The 21254-nt window shown below is 57.7% G+C and carries 19 protein-coding genes and 3 pseudogenes; 2 read left to right on the forward strand and 20 right to left on the reverse strand.

Annotated elements, in window-relative coordinates:
• Positions 1-48: 48 nt before the first annotated feature.
• Positions 49-522, reverse strand: coding sequence for an Lrp/AsnC family transcriptional regulator (locus AC3I0A_RS27060; protein WP_489375552.1), 474 nt, complete (start codon positions 520-522; stop codon positions 49-51).
• Positions 523-666: 144 nt separating this feature from the next.
• Here AC3I0A_RS27060 and AC3I0A_RS27065 point away from each other — a divergent pair, with 144 nt between their 5' ends.
• Positions 667-1296, forward strand: coding sequence for a LysE family translocator (locus AC3I0A_RS27065; protein WP_489375553.1), 630 nt, complete (start codon positions 667-669; stop codon positions 1294-1296).
• 41 nt (positions 1297-1337) lie between these two features.
• Here the strand turns inward: AC3I0A_RS27065 and AC3I0A_RS27070 are convergent.
• From AC3I0A_RS27070 to AC3I0A_RS27095, 6 genes and pseudogenes are all read right to left on the reverse strand, one after another.
• A pseudogene (locus tag AC3I0A_RS27070) lies at positions 1338-2288 on the reverse strand (pyridoxamine 5'-phosphate oxidase family protein); the annotation flags it as partial.
• 67 nt (positions 2289-2355) lie between these two features.
• Entirely contained in the window at positions 2356-2985 is a 630-nt protein-coding gene (locus AC3I0A_RS27075; RefSeq protein ID WP_489375554.1) for a glutathione S-transferase family protein, read from the reverse strand.
• A gap of 130 nt (positions 2986-3115) precedes the next feature.
• Positions 3116-4018, reverse strand: coding sequence for a LysR family transcriptional regulator (locus AC3I0A_RS27080; RefSeq protein ID WP_489375555.1), 903 nt, complete (start codon positions 4016-4018; stop codon positions 3116-3118).
• 274 nt (positions 4019-4292) lie between these two features.
• Positions 4293-6125 (reverse strand): glutamine--fructose-6-phosphate transaminase (isomerizing), encoded by a 1833-nt coding sequence (gene glmS / locus AC3I0A_RS27085; protein WP_489375556.1) that lies wholly within the window; start codon positions 6123-6125, stop codon positions 4293-4295.
• Position 6126: 1 nt separating this feature from the next.
• Positions 6127-6903, reverse strand: coding sequence for a DeoR/GlpR family DNA-binding transcription regulator (locus AC3I0A_RS27090; protein ID WP_489375557.1), 777 nt, complete (start codon positions 6901-6903; stop codon positions 6127-6129).
• Positions 6904-7013: 110 nt separating this feature from the next.
• The gene (locus AC3I0A_RS27095) at positions 7014-7436 is read right to left on the reverse strand and encodes a transposase (protein WP_489375558.1); all 423 of its coding nucleotides are present in this window, start codon (positions 7434-7436) and stop codon (positions 7014-7016) included.
• On the opposite strand from AC3I0A_RS27095, the pseudogene AC3I0A_RS27100 reads away from it, so the two are divergent.
• Positions 7402-8044: pseudogene (locus AC3I0A_RS27100) on the forward strand (Tn3 family transposase); the annotation flags it as partial. The gene AC3I0A_RS27095 and the pseudogene AC3I0A_RS27100 sit on opposite strands and share 35 nt — an antisense overlap.
• A gap of 102 nt (positions 8045-8146) precedes the next feature.
• Here the strand turns inward: AC3I0A_RS27100 and AC3I0A_RS27105 are convergent.
• From AC3I0A_RS27105 to atpE, 13 genes and pseudogenes are all read right to left on the reverse strand, one after another.
• Positions 8147-9379, reverse strand: coding sequence for an MFS transporter (locus AC3I0A_RS27105; protein ID WP_489375559.1), 1233 nt, complete (start codon positions 9377-9379; stop codon positions 8147-8149).
• Positions 9376-10101, reverse strand: coding sequence for a 2OG-Fe dioxygenase family protein (locus tag AC3I0A_RS27110; protein WP_489375560.1), 726 nt, complete (start codon positions 10099-10101; stop codon positions 9376-9378). Before AC3I0A_RS27110 ends, AC3I0A_RS27105 begins: the two co-directional genes overlap by 4 nt.
• A 4-nt stretch (positions 10102-10105) precedes the next feature.
• Positions 10106-11473, reverse strand: coding sequence for an ATP-grasp domain-containing protein (locus AC3I0A_RS27115; RefSeq protein ID WP_489375561.1), 1368 nt, complete (start codon positions 11471-11473; stop codon positions 10106-10108).
• 30 nt (positions 11474-11503) lie between these two features.
• Entirely contained in the window at positions 11504-12658 is a 1155-nt protein-coding gene (locus AC3I0A_RS27120; RefSeq protein WP_489375562.1) for a KamA family radical SAM protein, read from the reverse strand.
• A 650-nt stretch (positions 12659-13308) separates the two neighbouring features.
• Positions 13309-13798 (reverse strand): annotated as a pseudogene (locus AC3I0A_RS27125) (Tn3 family transposase); the annotation flags it as partial.
• Positions 13799-14050: 252 nt separating this feature from the next.
• Complete coding sequence (glmU, locus tag AC3I0A_RS27130; protein ID WP_489375563.1) at positions 14051-15418, reverse strand: bifunctional UDP-N-acetylglucosamine diphosphorylase/glucosamine-1-phosphate N-acetyltransferase GlmU; 1368 nt, start codon at positions 15416-15418, stop codon at positions 14051-14053.
• A 116-nt stretch (positions 15419-15534) separates the two neighbouring features.
• Positions 15535-15960 (reverse strand): F0F1 ATP synthase subunit epsilon, encoded by a 426-nt coding sequence (locus AC3I0A_RS27135; protein WP_150642173.1) that lies wholly within the window; start codon positions 15958-15960, stop codon positions 15535-15537.
• 44 nt (positions 15961-16004) lie between these two features.
• A complete protein-coding gene (gene atpD, locus AC3I0A_RS27140; RefSeq protein WP_489375564.1) occupies positions 16005-17384 on the reverse strand; it encodes a F0F1 ATP synthase subunit beta in 1380 nt (459 codons plus the stop codon).
• A gap of 27 nt (positions 17385-17411) precedes the next feature.
• Positions 17412-18272, reverse strand: a complete 861-nt coding sequence (gene atpG / locus AC3I0A_RS27145; RefSeq protein WP_489375565.1) for a F0F1 ATP synthase subunit gamma — start codon at positions 18270-18272, stop codon at positions 17412-17414.
• 50 nt (positions 18273-18322) lie between these two features.
• A complete protein-coding gene (gene atpA, locus AC3I0A_RS27150; protein ID WP_489375566.1) occupies positions 18323-19867 on the reverse strand; it encodes a F0F1 ATP synthase subunit alpha in 1545 nt (514 codons plus the stop codon).
• A 21-nt stretch (positions 19868-19888) separates the two neighbouring features.
• Positions 19889-20425, reverse strand: a complete 537-nt coding sequence (locus AC3I0A_RS27155) for a F0F1 ATP synthase subunit delta (RefSeq protein WP_489375567.1) — start codon at positions 20423-20425, stop codon at positions 19889-19891.
• Positions 20426-20437: 12 nt separating this feature from the next.
• Entirely contained in the window at positions 20438-20908 is a 471-nt protein-coding gene (locus AC3I0A_RS27160; RefSeq protein WP_489358480.1) for a F0F1 ATP synthase subunit B, read from the reverse strand.
• Between the two features lie 57 nt (positions 20909-20965).
• Entirely contained in the window at positions 20966-21223 is a 258-nt protein-coding gene (gene atpE / locus AC3I0A_RS27165; RefSeq protein WP_002555987.1) for a F0F1 ATP synthase subunit C, read from the reverse strand.
• Positions 21224-21254: the final 31 nt, after the last annotated feature.

Consider the following 21254-nt stretch of genomic DNA (forward strand, 5'->3'; position numbering starts at 1 on the left):
GCATTCCCACGCAGAGCGTGGGAACGATCTGTCGGGGCAGTGGGTGAATCAATCCGGCAAATGCCCCAACGGCAACGGCCCTGGCGTTTTCACGGTGTGGATCGCGAAGTTGCTGCGAATATCGCTGACACCCGGCAGCTTGAGCAGGCTGCCGGTGAGGAAGCGTTCATAGCCGCGTAAATCCGGCACCACCACTTGCAGTAGAAAATCCGATTCGCCCGACACCAGAAACGCCGAAATCACCTCGGGCAACGCCGTCACAGCCTGACGAAAGGCTTCGGCTTCGGCATCGTTATGCCGCTCGACCTTGACCCCGACAAACACCGTCAAACCCAGACCCACCTCGTCGCGGTCAAGGTTGGCCTGATAGCCGCGAATCACCCCGGCCTCTTCCAGTAATCGAACCCGACGCAAGCAGGGCGAAGCCGAAAGACCGATTTCATCGGCCAGTTGCACGTTGCTCAGGCGACCGTCCCGTTGCAGCGCCGCGAGAATTCGGCGGTCGTAGGCGTCCAGTTTCATGCTTGGCAGTTCCCGACTGTTTTTATTCATGGATTAGCAGATTATGCCAAGTCTATCCGCTTTGGTGGCTGACTACGCAAGCACCTGCCCTGCCCTTCGGGCATAGACTTTGATCACCGAATCGATAACGAATGGGGTGGCAAAGTGGCAGAACTCTGGATGTTTTTTTTGGCCCTGGCGGTGGTGTATCTGCTGCCGGGCCCGGACATGATTCTGCTGCTGCAAACCGGCGCGCGTCAGGGCAAAGCCGCGGCGCTGGCCACGGCTGTGGGGCTGGCGATTGCTCGGGGTTGTCATGTGGCCTTGGCGGCGCTGGGCCTGGCGACCCTGTTCAAGGCCGCACCCTGGACCTTCGAGGTGGTACGCCTGGCCGGCGCCGCCTACCTGTTGTGGCTGGGCATTCAGTGCCTGCGCTCCAACATGCTGCCGAGCCTGAATACCGCCAATACGCCCACCGCGATCTTGCTGTGGCGTGAAGCGATCCAGCGCGGGTTGCTGACCAACCTGCTCAACCCCAAGGCCTTGCTGTTCTGCTCGGTGTTGCTGCCACAGTTCATCGATCCGCACGCAGGTCCGGTGATGGCGCAGTTCGCCACACTGGGCATGGTGCTGGTGATCGTCGGTTTGTTGTTCGATAGCTGTTACGCGCTGATCGGGGCCGGGCTCGGACGATGGCTTGAGCGCAGCCCCTCGGCGCAGCGGGTACAGCAATGGTTGTTCGGTAGCCTGTTGATCGGCTTCGCCTTGAGGCTGACCTTTGTTCAACAGGCCTGACCCACGCATGACGTTGGCCGCCAACTGCTACCCAACGCCTAGTCTTGCAGACGTGCAGTGGCCTGCTCCCAAGTGCCCGTCTTCTCGCTGTTGGGCGAGTAACCCTCGAACCGCCAGCGCAAACCCAGCGCAGCAGGCCGGCGTACCAGCTGCTCCACATACAGCCTCCAGAGCCGCTCGGCGCCCTGAAACGCGTTGACCTGCGGCCCTTCGAGGATAATTTCGGTGCGTCCACTGATGTGCAGCAAATCCCCCGAAGTGAAATCGATGAACAGCAAGCCGGCGCGCGGATTGAGCAACAGGTTGCCCAAGGTATTGAAGTGCCGGTTGCCGGCGAAATCGGGAATGGTCAGGCAATTACCCTCGACCTGAACGAAACCGCTCTGCCCGCCCCTATGGGAGACATCCACCGAGCGTTGGTTTTCAACGTCAACGTAGCTGGCAACAAAGAAGGTGTCGGCCCCACGAATCATTGCGCTCGCCGCGTCATCCAGTTGACTCGAACGCTGCACCACAGCCATCGACGGATCCGCGACAGGCACCGATTCGAACTGGCGCAGTTGTATGTACTGAGGGCAATTACCGAAAGACTGTTCCACAGTGACGGTGAAACCATCATCGGCCATATGGCTGACCCGACCATTGAGCCGGTTGCGCCGCCGGGTGTGCAACTCGATACCCAGCAACCCGATGGCCGCGTCGGCCTGTAATTGAGCCGGGTCGTCCTGCTTTGGCAAGCTATCGAGCTGCAACAGCACAGGCTCGGGAGAGTGGGCGAAACCCGGTGGACCTTCAAGAATACTGGCCCAGGGACTACCGTCCGCATCTACTGCGCCGTACAGCATGAAGGGCAATTGCTGATAGAACTGCCGATGCTGATCAGGCAAGTGATTGCGGATGACCTTGGGCCCGAACGCTTCCATGCGTTCAGCGACACCGACGTGCGCCTGCAGCTGCTTCTCGCCGGCATGCCAGGGTGATTGAGGGTTCATCGCAGTTCTCCCCTGCGCCAAGGGCACATTATGGAAGGCCCAGCCAGGCTGGGCCGGATCATTCATCTCAAGCAGTTTGCAAGCCGGCCACTGTACGCGGCATCGCTATAAAACCGCGCAAGGCTTCAATGCGCGCCAACCAGGCCCGCACATTGGCATAGTCGGCCAGCGACACATTACCTTCCGGCGCATGGGCGATATAGCTGTAGGCGGCGACATCAGCGATAGTCGGATCAGCGCCCGCCAGATAAGCAGTGTGGGCCAGTTCCTGATCGATCACCTTGAGCAGGCTGTGGGAACGAGCGATCACTTCTTCAGCGTTATACGGCGCGCCAAACACGGTGATCAGCCGAGCCGTGGCTGGCCCTGAGGCAATCTGTCCAGCTGCGACCGACAGCCAGCGCTGAACCTTGGCAGCACCGACCGGGTCCGTCGGCAGCCAGCGGCCTTTGCCATATTTCTGCGCCAGGTACACCAGAATCGCATTGGAGTCGGCCAGCACCACGCCTTGGTCATCGATGACCGGAACCTGGCCAAAAGCATTCAGGGCGAGGAAATCCGCCTGCTTGTGAGCGCCCTTGGGCAGATCGACGAACACCAGTTCGGTGGGCAGTTCGAGCAGCGAAAGCATCAGCTCGACACGGTGGGCGTGACCGGAGCGCGGGAAACTATAGAGTTTGATGGCGTGCTGGGACATGGTGGACTCCGCGGGGCAATCGCGCAGTTCAGGAGAGATCCGCGCCGATGGGAGCCATCTTCCACTTTCGACAAAAACAACAGAATAACCAGAAAACACAATCCATTATTTCAGCTGACGCAATAAAGCATCAGGCCTGCAACGCCGGATGTTCGCGAAGCGCCTTCACTGCATAATCCACAAAACTGCGCACCCGCGCCGGCGCCTTGCGCCCACCCTGATACACCACATGAATCGGCAGCGGCGGCAGTTCAAAGTCTTGCAGAACGATTTCCAGCTCACCGGCACAAACCTTGCTGGCGACCTGATAAGACAGCACTCGGGTCAGTCCCCAACCCAGGCAGGCCGCAGTGATCGCCGCCTGATTCGCGGTGACCACCAAACGCGGCTCTGGACGGACGCTCAACGGTGCTCCTGCCTCCAGGAACTGCCAGCTCCTGACCTGTCCGATGGAAGAGGTAGCGACAATCCGCGCCTGACACAGCTCATCAGGATGCCGAGGTCGACCATGGCTTGTGAGATAGCCGGGAGACCCGCAGATCACGCGTCGCACCTCACCCACCTGGATCGCGTGCTGGTTGCTGTCCGGCAGTTCACCGATGCGCACAGCGACATCGATCCCCTCCTCGACCATGCTCACCACACGGTCGACTAGCAGGGCATTGATGCTGACCTCGGGGAACTGATCCAGGTAACCGACCATCACCGGCGTCACGAACAACTCGCCAAACAACACCGGCGCGGTGACCGTCAACTGCCCACGGGGTTGGGCATGACTACCGGCTGCCGAAGCTTCAGCCTCCTGGAGCTCGGCCAGGATACGCCGACAGTCTTCCAGATAACGCTGACCAGCCTCGCTCAGGTGCACGCTACGGGTAGTGCGCGTCAGCAACTGCGTGCCAATGCGCTTTTCCAGTGCCGCGACCGCCCGTGTGACGCTCGCCGCAGACAGGCTCAAACGCCTTGCCGCAGCAGAAAAACCCTGCTCCTGCGCCACAGCGATGAACACCTGCATTTCCTGAAACCTGTCCATGGCGGCACCTGTGTTTAGAGGGCTTACTCTGATGCCCCATCAGCCAACGGAAATCTATCGCCGGGTGATCAATTGTGGCGAGGGAGCTTGCTCCCGCTGGAGCGCGAAGCGGTCCTAAAACCTGCAATCGCGTTCTTTCGGTCAGAACGCGCCAACAGGTTTACGACTGCTGCGCCCGAGCGCGGACCGGCCGGCGGGAGCAAGCTCCCTCGCCACAGGGTGCCCGCCAGACTGAGGTTTTATGCAAACCAACAGACCGCGAGCTGTGGATAACTCACTCCACCGTTACAGATTTCGCCAGGTTGCGCGGTTGGTCCACGTCCGTACCTTTGAGCACTGCGACGTAGTACGACAGCAGTTGCAGGGGGATGGTGTAGAGGATCGGCGACAAGGTGTCGTGGATGTGCGGCATGTTGATGACATGAGTGCCTTCGCCGTTGGTCATGCCAGCCTGCTCGTCAGCAAAGACAATCAGCTCGCCACCGCGGGCGCGGACTTCTTGCAGGTTGGATTTGAGTTTCTCCAACAGCTCGTTGTTCGGCGCCACGGTAACCACCGGCATATCGTTGTCGACCAGTGCCAATGGACCGTGCTTCAGTTCACCCGCCGGGTAGGCTTCGGCATGGATGTAAGAGATTTCCTTGAGTTTGAGCGCACCTTCCATCGCCACCGGGAACTGCGCGCCACGACCAAGGAACAGCGTGTGTTTCTTCTCGGCGAACAGCTCGGCGGTTTTCTCGATAATGCTGTCCATGGCCAAGGCTTCGCCCAGACGGGTCGGCAAACGGCGCAGCTCTTCGACCAGCTCGGCTTCCACGCCTTTGGCCAAAGTACCGCGCACCTGGCCCAGGGACAGGGTCAGTAGCAGTAGCCCAACCAGCTGAGTGGTGAAAGCTTTGGTCGAGGCCACGCCGATTTCGCGACCGGCCTGGGTCAGCAGAGTCAGATCGGATTCACGTACCAGTGAGCTGATGCCAACGTTGCAAATCGCCAGGCTGGCAAGAAAGCCCAGTTCTTTGGCGTTGCGCAGCGCAGCCAGGGTATCGGCGGTTTCACCCGACTGGGAGATGGTCACGAACAGGGTGTCCGGTTGCACCACTACTTTGCGGTAGCGGAACTCACTGGCGACTTCGACCTGGCACGGAATCCCGGCCAGTTCTTCCAGCCAGTAACGGGCAACCATGCCGGCGTGATAGCTGGTGCCACAGGCAACAATCTGCACATTACGGACCTTGGCGAACAGCTCGGCCGCTTGTGGCCCGAAGGCCTGGACCAACACCTGATTCTGGCTGAGGCGGCCTTCCAGAGTGCGCTGCACCACGGACGGTTGCTCGTGGATTTCCTTGAGCATGAAGTGGCGGAATTCACCCTTTTCCGCGGCTTCGGCGCCATCACGGTATTGCACGGCTTCACGTTCGACCGACTGACCGTCAACGTCCCAGATCTGCACGCTGTCGCGACGGATCTCGGCGATATCGCCCTCTTCCAGGTACATGAAACGGTCAGTGACCTGACGCAACGCCAACTGATCGGAAGCCAGGAAGTTTTCCCCCAGACCCAGGCCGATCACCAGCGGGCTGCCGCTACGTGCCGCCACCAGGCGATCTGGTTGCTTGCCGCTGATGACCGCCAGGCCATAAGCACCGTGCAGTTCTTTGACGGTCGCTTTGAGTGCCACGGTCAGGTCACCGAGGTCTTTGAGTTTATGCTCCAGCAGATGGGCGATGACTTCGGTGTCAGTGTCCGAGGTGAACACATAACCCAGCGCCTTCAGTTGCTCACGCAGGGCTTCATGGTTTTCGATGATGCCGTTGTGCACCACCGCCAAATCACCGGAGAAGTGCGGGTGGGCATTGCGCTCGCATGGCGCACCGTGAGTCGCCCAGCGGGTGTGGGCGATACCGAGGCGACCCACCAGAGGCTCACCGATCAGGGCTTGTTCCAGCTCGCTGACTTTGCCAGGACGGCGAACACGCTCAAGCTTGCCGGCATTACTGAAAACCGCCACACCGGCGCTGTCGTAGCCGCGGTATTCCAGGCGCTTGAGGCCTTCGAGCAAAATGGCGGTGATATTCCGTTCAGCGACCGCGCCAACAATTCCACACATGCTATTTCTCCTGGCTGACTGCCGCGCAAATCAAGGTGATGCCGCGGGCCTGAATCTGTTCGCGTGCCTCGAGCGGCAGGCGTTCATCAGTAATAAGGGTATGGATGCTGCTCCATGGCAGCTCCAGATTGGGAATCTTGCGACCGATCTTGTCGGCCTCGACCATCACGACCACTTCACGGGCCACTTCTGCCATTACCCGGCTGAGGCCGAGCAGCTCATTAAAGGTCGTAGTGCCCCGGATCAGATCGATGCCATCGGCGCCGATGAACAGTTGGTCGAAGTCGTAAGAGCGTAGTACCTGCTCGGCGACCTGGCCCTGGAACGACTCGGAGTGCGGGTCCCAGGTGCCGCCGGTCATCAACAGCACCGGTTCGTGCTCCAACTCACTCAAGGCATTGGCTACGTGCAGGGAATTGGTCATGACCACCAGACCTGGCTGTTGGCCAAGTTCCGGGATCATTGCGGCGGTGGTGCTGCCGCTGTCGATGATGATCCGCGCATGTTCGCGAATCCGCGTAACGGCGGCACGCGCGATGGCTTGTTTGAATGTTGAGACGGGTTGGCCGATATCGCTGACCAACTCCTGGGGCATGGTGATCGCTCCACCGTAGCGGCGCAGCAGCAGACCATTGCTCTCCAAAGCGGCCAGATCCTTGCGAATCGTGACTTCCGAGGTTTCGAAACGTTTGGCCAACTCATCCACACTCACTTCGCCCTGTTCACTGAGCAAGGCGAGGATATTGTGGCGACGTTGTGGTGTATTTCGTTTCGACATGGCCTGATAAGTTTCGATTTGAAAGATAACGAAAGAAATTAAAGCCTATCGGCGAAACTTCGTCAAGCTAGGGGTTTGGGGAGCAATGGAACCAAAAACCAACGTAAGCCCTACCACCTCCGTTCAGAGCCCTCTTCCCAGGCATCCGCCTCGATAAAACAATTGCGCATCTCGGCCTCTTGGCTGATCTCGGTCAGTAGATCATGTACCGTCTTATCCAGAGCCTCATCGCTGCGATATGGAATGCTCAACGAATAGTTGCCAGACTCCAGCGGCTTCATGCTGTAAGGTTCCAGACAGTAACGCTCGATGTTTTCCTTTGTCCGCTTTTTGCCACGCACGAACTTGCTGTTGTTCTCGACGGCCAGGCGCAATATGACCGTCGCGATCCGTTCGGTATCGTCCACTGCAGGTGGGACTGGAATGCCGAGGTGCTGGGCGATTTTTGCGGATGCGCCTATCGTTATGCCGCGATGCCGGAGGTAGCGGTAAAGCGTGCTTTTGGAAGTTGGCGGTACCCGCTTCTGGCGCATGCGCCCGGACGCGGATTACGGCAAGCTCAACGGACTGGCTCGCCAGTCGGTCAAACTCGACCTGATCGCCGCACTGGGACGACTTACTGCGCCTGGCCGGATCGCTCAAGCTCGGTCGAGTACCGGCGACCGGCATCATGCGCACGCTGCAAACAGGGGATCGTCAGACCCGCCTGGCCCAAGCACTGGCAGAGTTCGGGCGGATCGAGAAAACTCTACACACGCTGACCTACATCGATGACGAATCCAAGCGCCGCGCCACCCTGACCCAACTGAATCGCGGCGAAGGCCGGCACAGCCTGGCCCGCGCCGTGCTCCATGGCAAACGCGGCGAGCTTCGCCAGCGCTACCGCGAAGGTCAGGAGGATCAACTCGGTGCCTTGGGCCTGGTGGTGAACATCATCGTGCTGTGGGACACACTTTATATGACGGCCGCCGTGGAACGGCTAAAGCAGCACGGCTACCCGGTGCTGGACGAGGATCTGGCTCGGCTGTCGCCGCTGATCTACGAGCACATCAATATGTTGGGGCGGTACTCCTTCGCGGTACCGGATGAGGTCGCTCGCGGCGAATTGCGATCCCTGCGTAATCCAGACGACGATCTATGATCGGACCTAGATTAGGGCTTACGTTAGTTTTTGGTTCCATTGCTCCCCAAACCTCGGTTGACGAATTTCCTGGTTTTTTGGGTTTACATCCCCTTGTTGCACTCAATATTTCTTCCGTGCACCAACGTCGATCGTCAGCCTATTCATCCATAGCCCCATGACGACCAGTGCGGTTAAAGGTAAGCCATGGAATAAAACAATCACCTGGGCCGGGGTCCACGCCAAATAGAATGGCCCGACCACCAGCATCCCCACGCCGAAGCCGGCCATCTGAATCAGCGTCAATAAACTGAACAGCGGCAGGCGCAGGCTATCGGGCTCACTTTGCGCGCGGGAGATCAAGGCCACCTCAGACAGCCCATCCCCCAGGCCGGCCCACACCACCAACACCAGCGCCAGCCACAGCTCGGCTTGCTGAAAGGTCAGGATAAAGCCGCTGGACATCAGCGCCACGCCGACCATGAATAGGCGCTCCATGCCTTGGGTGCCACGGCCTTTTAAAACCGCACTGGCTAGGCGCGCCCCGACGAACTTGCCACAGGCCCAGACCGCCAGCAGATAGCCCATGACCGTTTTTGCCGTGTCAGGCGAAATGTACTGGGACAGCACGGGCCAGCCGACGTTATGGGCGGCGCTACCAAGGGTATCGAGCATGCTGATCAACAGCATGGCGGCCAGCACTGGCGCGCCGCGAAGCCCTTTCCTCAGTTCGTGCCACTCAGCAGAGAGCCCCCGATGCGCGGCAACGGCGACTGAATACAACGCGCGCAGCGGCAGGATCAGGCTGGCGGCTACGACATAGGTGCCGATGTTGACGGAAAACACCGCTTCAAATCCCCCCGTTGCGATCAGCAAACCAGACAGCAAACTGCCGAAGACCGCACCGGTGGCTGCGGCAGAGGTGATCCACGCATTGGTGCTCACCCGCTGCTCAAGCGCTACCCAGGTGGGCAGTTGACTGTTGAGGCCAATGGCGAACAGCGAATTGCACAAGCCGATCCCAAAGGCGATGAAGGGAAGAATATTGAGCTGATGCGCCGGTATCAGCACCAGCAGCGGCGTCAACAACAGCGCCCTGGCCAGGTCCAGCCCGGCCAACGTGCCACGCCCGGCAAAGCGCCGGAAAAACGGAATGCCGAACAGACTGGCAACAATCCCGCCGATGACGCGGCACGCCAGGAAGATACTGACGAACACCACGCTTTCGCTGAGCCAGTAGACGTAGGTCGACAGCGCCACCATGTTGAGGAACGCGCCAAAATCCGAAACGCCCCTGGCAAAGATGATCAGGCGCGCGTTTCGGGTCGATAGGGCCAACTGCGGATCGTGGCTCATGAAGGCTGCGCCTCTTCGTCAGAGGGCAAGCTGCGAAGGCTCACCAGCAGCAAATCGCGCCAGGCTGGCACCGAATCGGCCTGCGGCCGCACATCGCTGGCCCGATGGTAAAGCCCACGATCGTTGATCACGATGGTTTCGAGAAATTGCTCCATCGCCAGGTTCAATACCCGGCTTTGCTCCGTTTCAGTGGCAAAGACCTCCGAGACCACCGGCACCGTGTTGCGCTCGCCAATGAAGTGCATGAATACCCAGTCCAAGCCATCCTGGTGAATCCCCGAGGTGGTCGGGCTGCTGGATTGCGTATCCGCCCTGACCCGAAACTGGTGAATATCAATCGTATAAGTCTGTTCGCTCAGGTGCGGGCCGATCACCGCAAGGTCCGTGGCCAGCAGTTTCTGCATGAGCGGATGCTCGATAAAGCCATCCTCGCAATAGCTCAAGTGATTCACCCCCTGGCGATACTTGATGGCATAGGTGACTGGTGATTTGAACTCGGCATTCCTGTCGATCTGCAGCTGCCGCGAAGGCAACAAACGATAGCGCAGGATGCGGCGTTCGCGGTGGGTGTATTCCTTGAACGCCTCGTCTCGCACCAGGTTTGACCAGTACGCCCGAAAGCTTTCCTCTTCACCGGGCTCAATCGGGATCAACTCGCGAAAGTCGCGGCGGTGGCAATAGTGATGCTCGCGCAAATGCGCCGAAATCTGTGGGATGTTCATAGCGCTATCCTGCGACCGGGTTTTCGATGAGGATGCGTAGGTTTCGCCTGACCGCATCGTGCAGGCTATGGGCGTGCGCGGCATCGTCGACCTTGACCCAGCACTTGAGCAAGTAGTGCTCTTCGATATCCGCATCGATGTAACTGCCGGCATCCTGCTGGGCGTACTCCAGCACCCATTCGTTGTCGTCCAGGTAGTGCAAGCCTTCAAATCCCTTGAAGTAGCCACTATGCTCCGGGTAAATCGCCAGCATCGCGTAGCTTTGCCCGGCGTCGGTAGCCTTCTGTGCACCGGCCTCCAGCTGGGCATTGAGCCCCTGCTCGCCCAACAGCAGTGAAATGTACAACTGGTGAGGGTTGATGCCGGCCAGGTCACGGAACGCCGCGTTGATGTACAAGCCGCCCAGGCGCGGGTTGATCTCGATGACTACCGGACCCGCGTCGGTCATCCGAAACTCGAAATGCACCACCGCGTTGGTCAGGCCAATCGCGCGCAGGCAATCCACGGCGTATTGGCGGATCTGCTCACATTGTCCCTCGGTAAAAGACGCCGGCGGAGAAATCAGAAGGTTCTCGAGGACGGTGCCACTGCGCTCTGTCAACAACAGTTTTTCGTTGATCAGCGCCGGATGGATGCGCTCGCCGACAACCACACACTCCACACTGCCTTCGACGCCAGGGATATACCCCTCGAGCAGGATGCTGCGTCCTGGGATGTACTCGTACCACCGCCCACCCTCGTCAGGCAGGGTGTGCGCATAACCATAGAAATCTGCGTAGGCGGCTGCACCGTGATCGATAAGAAAATGCGCGTAATGGCTGCGCAGCTCTGCCCAGTTCGAACATTTCTTGATGAACGCCGAGGCGCCACCAAAGACGGGTTTGGCAATGAGCGGATAACCCACCCGATCAGCGCCCTCCTTGAGCTCTTGTTCGTCATTGCACAGTGCGAACGGCACGGAGCGAAGTTCATGCTTTTTCAGCACTCGACGCATCAGGAACTTGTTATTACAGGCAGCAATGGCCTCGGGGCAGGCATACACCAGGCCAAGCTGCCTACAGGCGCGCGCCACAATACAACCCACCTCCCCTTGTGCGGATGGATGACCGGCATGGCAGAAAATCGCGCGAATATTGTACTGACCATCAAGTTGGCCAACCAGGTCCAAAATGGATAGTTCGCTTAACGTATCGAGCAGGAAAACTCCATCACTATCATCCCGAAGTCGTTGCAGGTGATGACGTCCTAATACACCCGCCGTCAAACAGACTAAACCTTGTGCGCGGGCAACCGCGAAGTGCGGCTCACGATAGCTATAGCGAACAGAAGTGCTGTCATCGACATCAATAAAAAGAATGGCATCTTGTTTCATGACCGATACTGCCTCATTCCGTAAGTGGGTTCACGCGTCATGCCAACTGCACCATTGACCTTCCCAGTTACGGAAACGGTAATGGCGCTGTCCATCGCGAACTTCAAAATTCGGTAAATCTTCAGGTTTTTCAAAATCCAACAAAGGCACGGTGAACTTGCCTTGTGCGTGCGGTAGAACATATTCGGGCATGGCAATGTTGGATACACGCCGCTTGAGGCGATCCATAATAGCGATGGCCTGACTGATCGAGGTCTTGTATTCCGATGCGCCCGGTGAGAACGGCATGAAGTGGTACAAGTAATACGGTTTGACACCCAGACGATAAAGATCGATGAACAGTTTATGTAACGTTTCTTCATCGTCATTCACGCCACGCAACAACGGCATATTAGAGAAGACAATTGGCACCACACTCTGAATACGTTTAACCGCCGCGGCAAAGTCAGCACTCAGTTCAAGCGGGTGGCATACATGCACACCAAAGGCGTTGACCTTGTACTTCTCCAGCATCGCCACCAATTCATCGGTGACGCGAAACGGGTTAAAGCTCAAGGCACGCGAATGAATACGGATAAGCAGGTCGTCGCGGATTGAACGCAACGCCGCCAGATTCTCTTCCAGCCTGCGGTCAGCCAGCATCAAGGGATCGCCACCGCTGAGGATCACCTCTTCAATGGCAGGGTTGTTGCGCACGTACTCTACCGAGTCCAGGAACGAGTTGGTGTTGGCATTGGCCTTCTCGGTATCGACCTGCAAGGTACGCAAGGCTTCGAAGCAGAACTGGCAATACGCATTGCAGGTATTAGTCATCCGCAAGATGACACGGTTATCGTACTTGTGCTGGCAAATGGGGGTTTTCATCTCATGATGCAACTCCCAGTTTTCCGAAGTGCCGTCGTAGTCGCCCGGCACAGTTTCATTCCAGTAGGGTACCACCTGCCGCCACAGCGGATGTTCCGTCACCTGGCCGCTATCGAGCGAACGCATGATCAGATCAATATAGTACGGTGTAATTTGCATCTTGCGGTCTTGCAAGTTGCGTTCAATATGAGCTGTGATCTCTTCGTTCCAACCACCGCATGCCGCGCGAAGTGCAGGTTCGTCACGCATGGCATTCTTCTGCTGCCAGCGCCAGTCATTCCACTGGCCCGCACCATGAATATTTTGTTCGAAGGTCGACATTTCTCTAGAGCCTCTGTTAATGGCGTTTGTGCACGGAAGAGATGCTGAGCGTAACAAGCCCTTTTTCCTATAACCTACGCGGTAGCCAACTTGCCACTACTGATTTCGGACGTGCAGCAGCCAGCATCCGGTTGAAAACCGCCACACCGATCGCCACTTCGGTCTTCCACTCACGAGATTGCGCCCATGCTGGGCTCACATAAAAAAACGCAGTTGGCGGGCTAAAGCCGTGGAAATTTACGGCGAACCAGTAGTATTCGGAAAAGCTGTACGCTGCCTCGCGTTCGAGATAACACTGAGGCTACTAAAAATCCCCTGCGACGAATGCAGGACATCTATTTCTGAATGCAACGGGAAGACAGAAACTATCGCTTCGACTTAGCGCAAACACCGGGATACGCCGCGTTTTGATCGCTATCAGGCAGGGCCTTACCCCGACTAGGGAAAAGAATTGCACAACAAAAGCTCAAAGGAACGGACTTCCCCCCTTCCGCCGACGGCTTCGCGTCTAAAACTTTGAAAACCTTTGAGTGATGAAGAGCCCTCCCGGCCTTGGCCTGAAGAGCATTATTTAAATTTGTGAAAGCGTTTTCAGTTTTTGCAAAGAAACTACGCACGACGCACCAGGAAGTGAGCAGATAGGGGTAACCTGGTGGCATCGCTCGTAATGGTGCACCGACCTTGGTGCGGTTGCGCCAAAGGGTAGTTGTCGGTCAAGTAGATGTGTTCCCAGCCAGCGGGGATATATATTGCAACAACGTGTCGTTTACACCTTGGCCGTGATTGCGCAAGGTGTTCACGACACGTTCCAGATAGACGGTATTCCACAGCACAATAGCTGCCGTCACCAGATTAAAGCCGCTGGCCCGGTAGCGCTGCTGCTCGAAGCTACGGTCGCGGATTTCTCCCAGCCGTTTGAAGAACACGGCCCGAGCCATGGTATTTCGTGCTTCACTATTGTTGAGTCCGGCCTGTACGCGACTGCGCAGTTCGACGCTTTGCCGCCAGTTCAGAATGAACAACATGCGCTCGATGCGCCCGAGCTCGCGCAAAGCCACGGCCAGGCCGCTACGAGGATAGCAGCAGAGCTTCCTGAGCATCAAACAAGGCCGTTACGGTGCCCTGTTTTATCGAGGCGGATGTCTGGGGAGAGGGCTCTGAGCGGAGGTGGTAGGGCTTACGTTGGTTTTTGGTTCCATTGCTCCCCAAACCCCAGCTAGAGCAAGAAAAAGATCTGTGGATAACCCATTCGCGGGCAAGTCGAATCGTCGCACCGCCGCTCCCACAGGATTGCCTTGTCCTTGTGGGAAGGGCCGGGCGATGTTCGCTTGCCCGCGAAAGCTATCTGTTTAGCAATGGGGGTTTCAAATTGAAAACCCAGCTGTGGATAACTCAGCTCTTGTTGATTTTCACCGGCCGCTTCCAGCCGTCGATGTTCTTTTGCCGAGCACGGCCTACAGCCAATTGAGCGTTATCCACATTCTGGGTAATAGTCGAGCCAGCCGCCGTAGTCGCTCCGGAAGAGATATCCACAGGCGCCACCAACGAGTTGTTGGAACCAATGAACACGTCTTCGCCCAACACGGTCTTCCACTTGTTGGCGCCATCGTAGTTGCAGGTGATGGTGCCAGCACCAATGTTGGTGCGCGCGCCGACCTCGGCATCGCCCAGATAAGTCAGATGACCGGCCTTGGCGCCTTCGCCAAGGTGGGCATTCTTCAATTCGACAAAGTTACCCACATGGGCACGGGCTTCCAGCACAGTCCCCGGACGCAGGCGAGCAAACGGGCCGGCATCACTGCCCTCGCCCATGACGGCACCTTCGATATGGCTGTTGGCCTTGATCACCACGCCTTTGCGCAGTGTGCTGTTCTTGATCACGCAGTTCGGGCCGATGACCACGTCGTCTTCGATGATCACCCGGCCTTCGAGAATCACGTTGATGTCGATCAGCACATCACGACCGACACTGACTTCACCGCGCACATCAAAGCGCGCGGGATCACGCAGGGTCACGCCCAGCGCCATCAAGCGACGGGCTTCGCGCAACTGATAATGACGTTCCAGCTCGGCGAGTTGCTTGCGGTCGTTGGCGCCCTGCACTTCCATGGCGTCATGGGGTTGCTCGGTGGCGACCACCAGACCGTCGTTGACCGCCATCTCGATCACGTCCGTCAGGTAGTACTCGCCCTGGACGTTGTTGTTCGACAAGCGACCCAGCCAATCGGCCAAACGCACGCCGGGCACCACGAGTATCCCGGTATTGCCTTCGCAGATGGCCTTCTCGGCGTCAGAGGCATCCTTGTGTTCGACGATGGCGGTGACTTTGCCGGCGGCATCGCGGACGATCCGCCCGTAACCTGTAGGGTCGGCCAGGGTTACGGTCAACAGACCGAGTTGTTCAGGGGTGACTTTCTTCAGCAGGCGCTGGAGTGTTTCAACTTCAATCAGCGGCACATCACCATAAAGGATCAGCACGTTCTCAGCCGTCAAAAACGGCAATGCCTGAGCCACTGCGTGGCCGGTGCCGAGTTGCTTGTCCTGCATTACGAAATTCAGATCGTCTGCGGCCAGACGTTCACGCACCACTTCGGCCCCATGACCTATCACCACGTGAATGCGCTGTGGATCAAGTTGCCGGGCGCTGTGGATAACATGACCGAGCATGGAGTTGCCCGCGACCGGGTGGAGAACTTTCGGCAGTGCCGAACGCATGCGAGTGCCTTGTCCGGCAGCGAGGATAACGATTTCAAGAGACATGACTGGCTACCAATCCTGGGTGGTCAGCGGTTGCGACCAAGAAGTGAATTGCGGAAAAAGAAAAAGGGTAGCCGAGGCTACCCTTTTTAATCAATCACACAAGAAAGCTTTGCGGCTTAGCCGCCGAACTTCTTGCGGATCTGCTGGACGGTGCGCAGCTGAGCTGCAGCCTCGGCCAGACGTGCGGCAGCGGAACCGTAGTCGAACTCGGCGCCTCTGTCATGCAAGGCCTTCTCAGCAGCCTTAACGGCTTCCTGAGCGGAGGCTTCGTCCAGGTCGGCAGCACGTTGCACGGTGTCGGCAAGAACCTTGACCATGTTCGGCTGAACCTCGAGGTAACCACCGGAGATGTAAAACACCTCGGTTTCCCCACCCTGCTTGATCAGGCGGATCGGGCCCGGCTTCAGTTCAGTGATCAGCGGAGCGTGACCTAGAGCGATACCAAGATCACCCAGGCTGCCGTGCGCGACCACCATCTCGACCAGACCGGAAAAGATTTCTCCTTCCGCGCTGACGATATCGCAATGGACTGTCATAGCCATCTGCTTGCCTCAACCTGATTAGCGCCCGTTACCGGGCGCCGGGATTACAGTTTTTTGGCTTTCTCGATCGCTTCTTCGATGCTGCCGACCATGTAGAACGCTTGTTCTGGCAGGTGGTCGTAGTCACCGTTGAGGATGCCTTTGAAGCCAGCAATGGTGTCTTTCAGGGAAACGTATTTACCCGAAGCACCGGTGAAGACTTCAGCCACGAAGAACGGCTGCGACAAGAAGCGCTGGATCTTACGAGCACGGTTTACCAACTGCTTGTCGGCTTCCGACAGCTCGTCCATACCCAGGATCGCGATGATGTCCTTCAGCTCTTTGTAACGTTGCAGAACGTACTGGACGCCGCGAGCGGTGTCGTAGTGGTCCTGGCCGATTACGTTCGGATCCAGCTGGCGCGAAGTCGAGTCGAGTGGATCGACCGCTGGGTAGATACCCAGGGAAGCGATGTCACGGGACAGAACGACGGTGGCGTCCAAGTGGGCGAAGGTGGTCGCTGGCGACGGGTCGGTCAAGTCATCCGCAGGTACGTATACCGCCTGGATCGAAGTGATCGAACCTTCCTTGGTAGAAGTGATGCGCTCTTGCAGCACGCCCATCTCTTCAGCCAGGGTAGGCTGGTAACCTACTGCAGAAGGCATACGGCCCAGCAGTGCGGATACTTCAGTACCGGCGAGGGTGTAACGATAGATGTTGTCGACGAACAGCAGAACGTCGTTACCTTCGTCACGGAACTTCTCGGCCATGGTCAGGCCGGTCAGTGCTACGCGCAGACGGTTACCCGGCGGCTCGTTCATCTGACCGTAAACCAGTGCCACTTTGTCCAGAACGTTGGAATCCTTCATCTCGTGGTAGAAGTCGTTACCCTCACGAGTACGCTCACCCACACCGGCGAACACGGAATAACCGCTGTGCTCGATGGCGATGTTACGGATCAGTTCCATCATGTTTACGGTTTTGCCTACACCGGCACCACCGAACAGACCGACTTTACCGCCCTTGGCGAACGGGCAAACCAGGTCGATAACCTTGATGCCGGTTTCCAGCAGGTCGTTACCGCCCGCTTGTTCAGCGAAGGTTGGCGCAGGACGGTGAATGCCCCAGCGCTCTTCGGTGTCGATCGGACCAGCTTCGTCGATCGGGTTGCCCAGTACGTCCATGATCCGGCCCAGAGTCGCTTTACCGACCGGTACGGAGATGGCAGCGCCAGAGTCGGTGACTTCCAGACCGCGCTTCAAGCCTTCGGTGGAACCCATCGCAATGGTACGAACCACGCCGTCGCCCAGCTGCTGCTGAACTTCCAGGGTGGTTTCGGCCGCGCTTTGTACTTTCAGCGCGTTGTAGATGCTCGGTACGCTGTCGCGTGGAAATTCCACGTCGATAACGGCGCCGATGATTTGAACGATACGTCCGCTACTCATAGCTGGATCCTCTGAATATTTGAACCGTTAAACCGCGGCAGCGCCGCCGACGATTTCCGAGATCTCTTGGGTGATCGCAGCCTGACGCGCCTTGTTGTAGATCAGCTGCAAATCGCTGATCAAATCACCGGCGTTGTCGGTAGCGTTCTTCATTGCGATCATCCGCGCGGCTTGTTCAGCTGCGTTGTTCTCGACCACCGCCTGGTACACCTGCGACTCCACATAGCGGACCATCAAGCCGTCAAGCAGCTCTTTGGCGTCCGGTTCGTAGAGATAGTCCCAGTGGTGCTTGAGTTTCTGATCCTGGGTCGCCACCAGCGGAACCAACTGTTCCACCGTCGGCTGTTGCGTCATGGTATTGATGAACTTGTTGGATACCACGGACAGGCGGTCAATACGGCCGTCCAGATAGGCATCCAGCATCACCTTGACGCTGCCGATCAGATCATTGATCGACGGCTCTTCACCCAGGTGGCTGATAGCAGCGACGACGTTACCGCCGAAGTTGCGGAAAAATGCCGCACCTTTGCTACCGACCACGCACAGATCGATCTCTACGCCGCGATCGCGGTTTACCGCCATGTCCTTGACCAAAGCCTTGAACAGGTTGGTGTTCAAACCACCGCACAAACCACGGTCACTGCTCACGACAACATAACCGACGCGCTTTACTTCACGGTCGATCATGAACGGGTGGCGATATTCCGGGTTGGCGTTGGCCAGATGACCGATAACCTGGCGGATGCGCTCCGCGTAAGGACGGCTAGCAGCCATACGCATTTGTGCCCTGCGCATTTTGCTGACCGCCACTTTTTCCATGGCGCTGGTGATCTTTTGCGTGCTTTTGATGCTCGCAATCTTACTGCGAATCTCTTTTGCGCCTGCCATGTAACACCTATCAGGTTAGCAAGCGGGAGCCTTGCGGCTCCCGCTGCGGCTTACCAGGTTTGGGTGGCCTTGAACTTCTCGACACCGGCTTTCATGCCAGCGTCGATTTCGTCATTGAAGTCACCCTTCACGTTGATCTTCGCCATCAAATCGGCGTGATCGCGGTTGAAGTAAGCAATCAGCGCTTGTTCAAAGCTGCCGACCTTGGTGATTTCGACGTCAGTCAGGAACCCACGCTCAGCGGCATACAGCGACAACGCCATGTCAGCGATCGACATTGGGGCGTATTGCTTCTGCTTCATCAGCTCGGTAACGCGCTGACCATGCTCAAGCTGCTTACGGGTCGCTTCGTCCAGGTCAGAAGCGAACTGGGCGAATGCCGCCAGTTCACGGTACTGAGCCAGAGCGGTACGGATACCACCGGAAAGCTTCTTGATGATCTTGGTCTGAGCGGCACCACCCACACGGGATACCGAAACACCGGCGTTCACAGCCGGACGAATGCCGGAGTTGAACATGGCCGATTCCAGGAAGATCTGACCGTCGGTGATGGAAATCACGTTGGTCGGAACGAACGCGGAAACGTCGCCAGCCTGGGTTTCGATGATCGGCAATGCGGTCAGGGAACCGGTTTTGCCGGTCACTGCGCCGTTGGTGAACTTCTCTACGTACTCTTCCGAAACGCGGGATGCGCGCTCCAGCAGACGGGAGTGGAGATAGAACACGTCGCCTGGGTAAGCTTCACGGCCTGGTGGACGGCGCAGCAGCAGGGAAATCTGGCGGTAAGCCACTGCTTGCTTGGACAGATCGTCATAAACGATCAGCGCGTCTTCACCGCGGTCGCGGAAGTATTCGCCCATGGTGCAACCGGAGTACGGTGCCAGGAATTGCAGCGCAGGAGATTCGGAAGCACTGGCAGCCACGACGATGGTGTTTGCCAGGGCGCCGTTTTCTTCCAGCTTGCGAACCACGTTGGCGATGGTCGATTGTTTCTGACCGATTGCTACGTAGACGCAGAAGATGCCGCTGTCTTTCTGGTTGATGATCGCGTCGATCGCCAGAGCGGTTTTACCGATCTGACGGTCACCGATGATCAGCTCGCGCTGGCCACGGCCGACAGGAATCATGGCATCGACAGCCTTGTAGCCAGTCTGTACAGGCTGGTCTACCGACTTACGCCAGATCACGCCTGGAGCAACTTTCTCGACCGCATCGGTCTCGGTGTTGTTCAGCGGACCTTTGCCGTCAACCGGGTTACCCAGTGCGTCGACTACGCGACCCAGCAGTTCCTTACCAACCGGAACTTCGAGGATGCGGCCAGTGCACTTGGCGCTCATGCCTTCAGCCAGAGACTGGTAAGCGCCCAATACAACGGCACCTACAGAGTCTTGCTCCAGGTTGAGAGCCATACCGAAGACGCCGCCCGGAAACTCGATCATCTCGCCGTACATTACGTCGGCCAGACCGTGAATCCGCACGATACCGTCAGATACGCTGACGACAGTGCCTTCGTTACGGGCTTGGGAGGTCACATCGAGCTTGTCGATGCGGCCCTTGATAATTTCACTTATTTCGGAAGGATTGAGTTGCTGCATTGCTCTGCTGCCCCTTCAAACTCAAGATTTCAATGCTTCGGCAAGTTTCGCGAGTTTGCCGCGAATCGAGCCATCGATAACCAGGTCGCCGGCGCGAATGACAACACCCCCAATAAGGGATGAATCTTCCGCAACTTGCAGGCGCACTTCCCGGTCGAGTCGTGCACTGAGAACCTTGGCGAGTTTGTCTTGCTGTTCTTGGTTCAATGCAAAAGCACTGGTGACTTCAACGTCTACCGATTTCTCTTGTTCGGCCTTGTACAGGTCGAACAGAGCGGCGATCTCCGGCAGAAGCGGGAGACGGTCGTTTTCGGCAATGACGTGAATGAAGTTCTGCACTTTCACATCAAACTTGTCGCCACACGCGTCGATAAACGCGGTGGCCTTATCTGCGCTCGTCAGTCGCGGGGCCTTGAACACGCGCTGCATAGTGTCGTCTTGCGACACTGCTGCAGCCAGGCCGAGCATGGCTGACCAAGAGGCCAGCTGCTGGTGGGACTGGGCGTGCTCGAAGGCTGCCTTAGCGTAAGGTCGGGCCAACGTGGTCAATTCTGCCATGATCGCCCTCGCTTAAATTTCAGCAGCCAGTTTGTTAACCAGCTCCGCGTGCGCGTTTTGATCGATTGTGGCACCCAGGATCTTCTCGGCACCGCCGACGGCCAGAGCACCCAGTTGGGCACGCAGCGCATCTTTGACACCATTCAGTTCCTGCTCGATCTCGGCCTGAGCCTGGACCTTCACACGGTCAGCGTCGATACGGGCTTTTTCAACAGCCTCTTCAACGATCTGGTTACCGCGTTTCTTGGCTTGCTCAATGATTTCAGCTGCCTGTGCTTTAGCATCGCGCAGTTGATGACCCGCTTTCTCTTGGGCCAACTCCAGGTCGCGAGCTGCACGGCTGGCAGCGTCCAGTCCATCCGCGATCTTCTTCTGACGTTCGTGCAAAGCCGCGATGACCGGAGGCCACACGAACTTCATGCAAAACAGTACAAAAATGAAGAACGCAACGGACTGGCCAATCAGGGTTGCATTAATGTTCACGCCAACACCTCGCTCGTTCGTTGTCCATCACCCTAATCAACTCGAAAATTCGAGTGATTAGCCAGCGAGTTGACCAACGAAGGGGTTCGCGAAGGTGAAGAACAGAGCGATACCAACGCCGATCATGGTTACGGCGTCGAGCAGGCCGGCAACGATGAACATTTTGACTTGCAGCATTGGAACCATTTCTGGCTGACGCGCTGCGCCTTCCAGGAACTTGCCGCCCAACAGGCCGAAACCAATTGCGGTACCCAGTGCGCCCAGGCCGATCAACAGTGCAACAGCGATAGCGGTTAGACCAACTACAGTTTCCATCTTTCCTCCCGACTTTTACGTCGTATGGTTT

It is taken from the genome of Pseudomonas sp. KH_024_B2 (assembly GCF_057839965.1).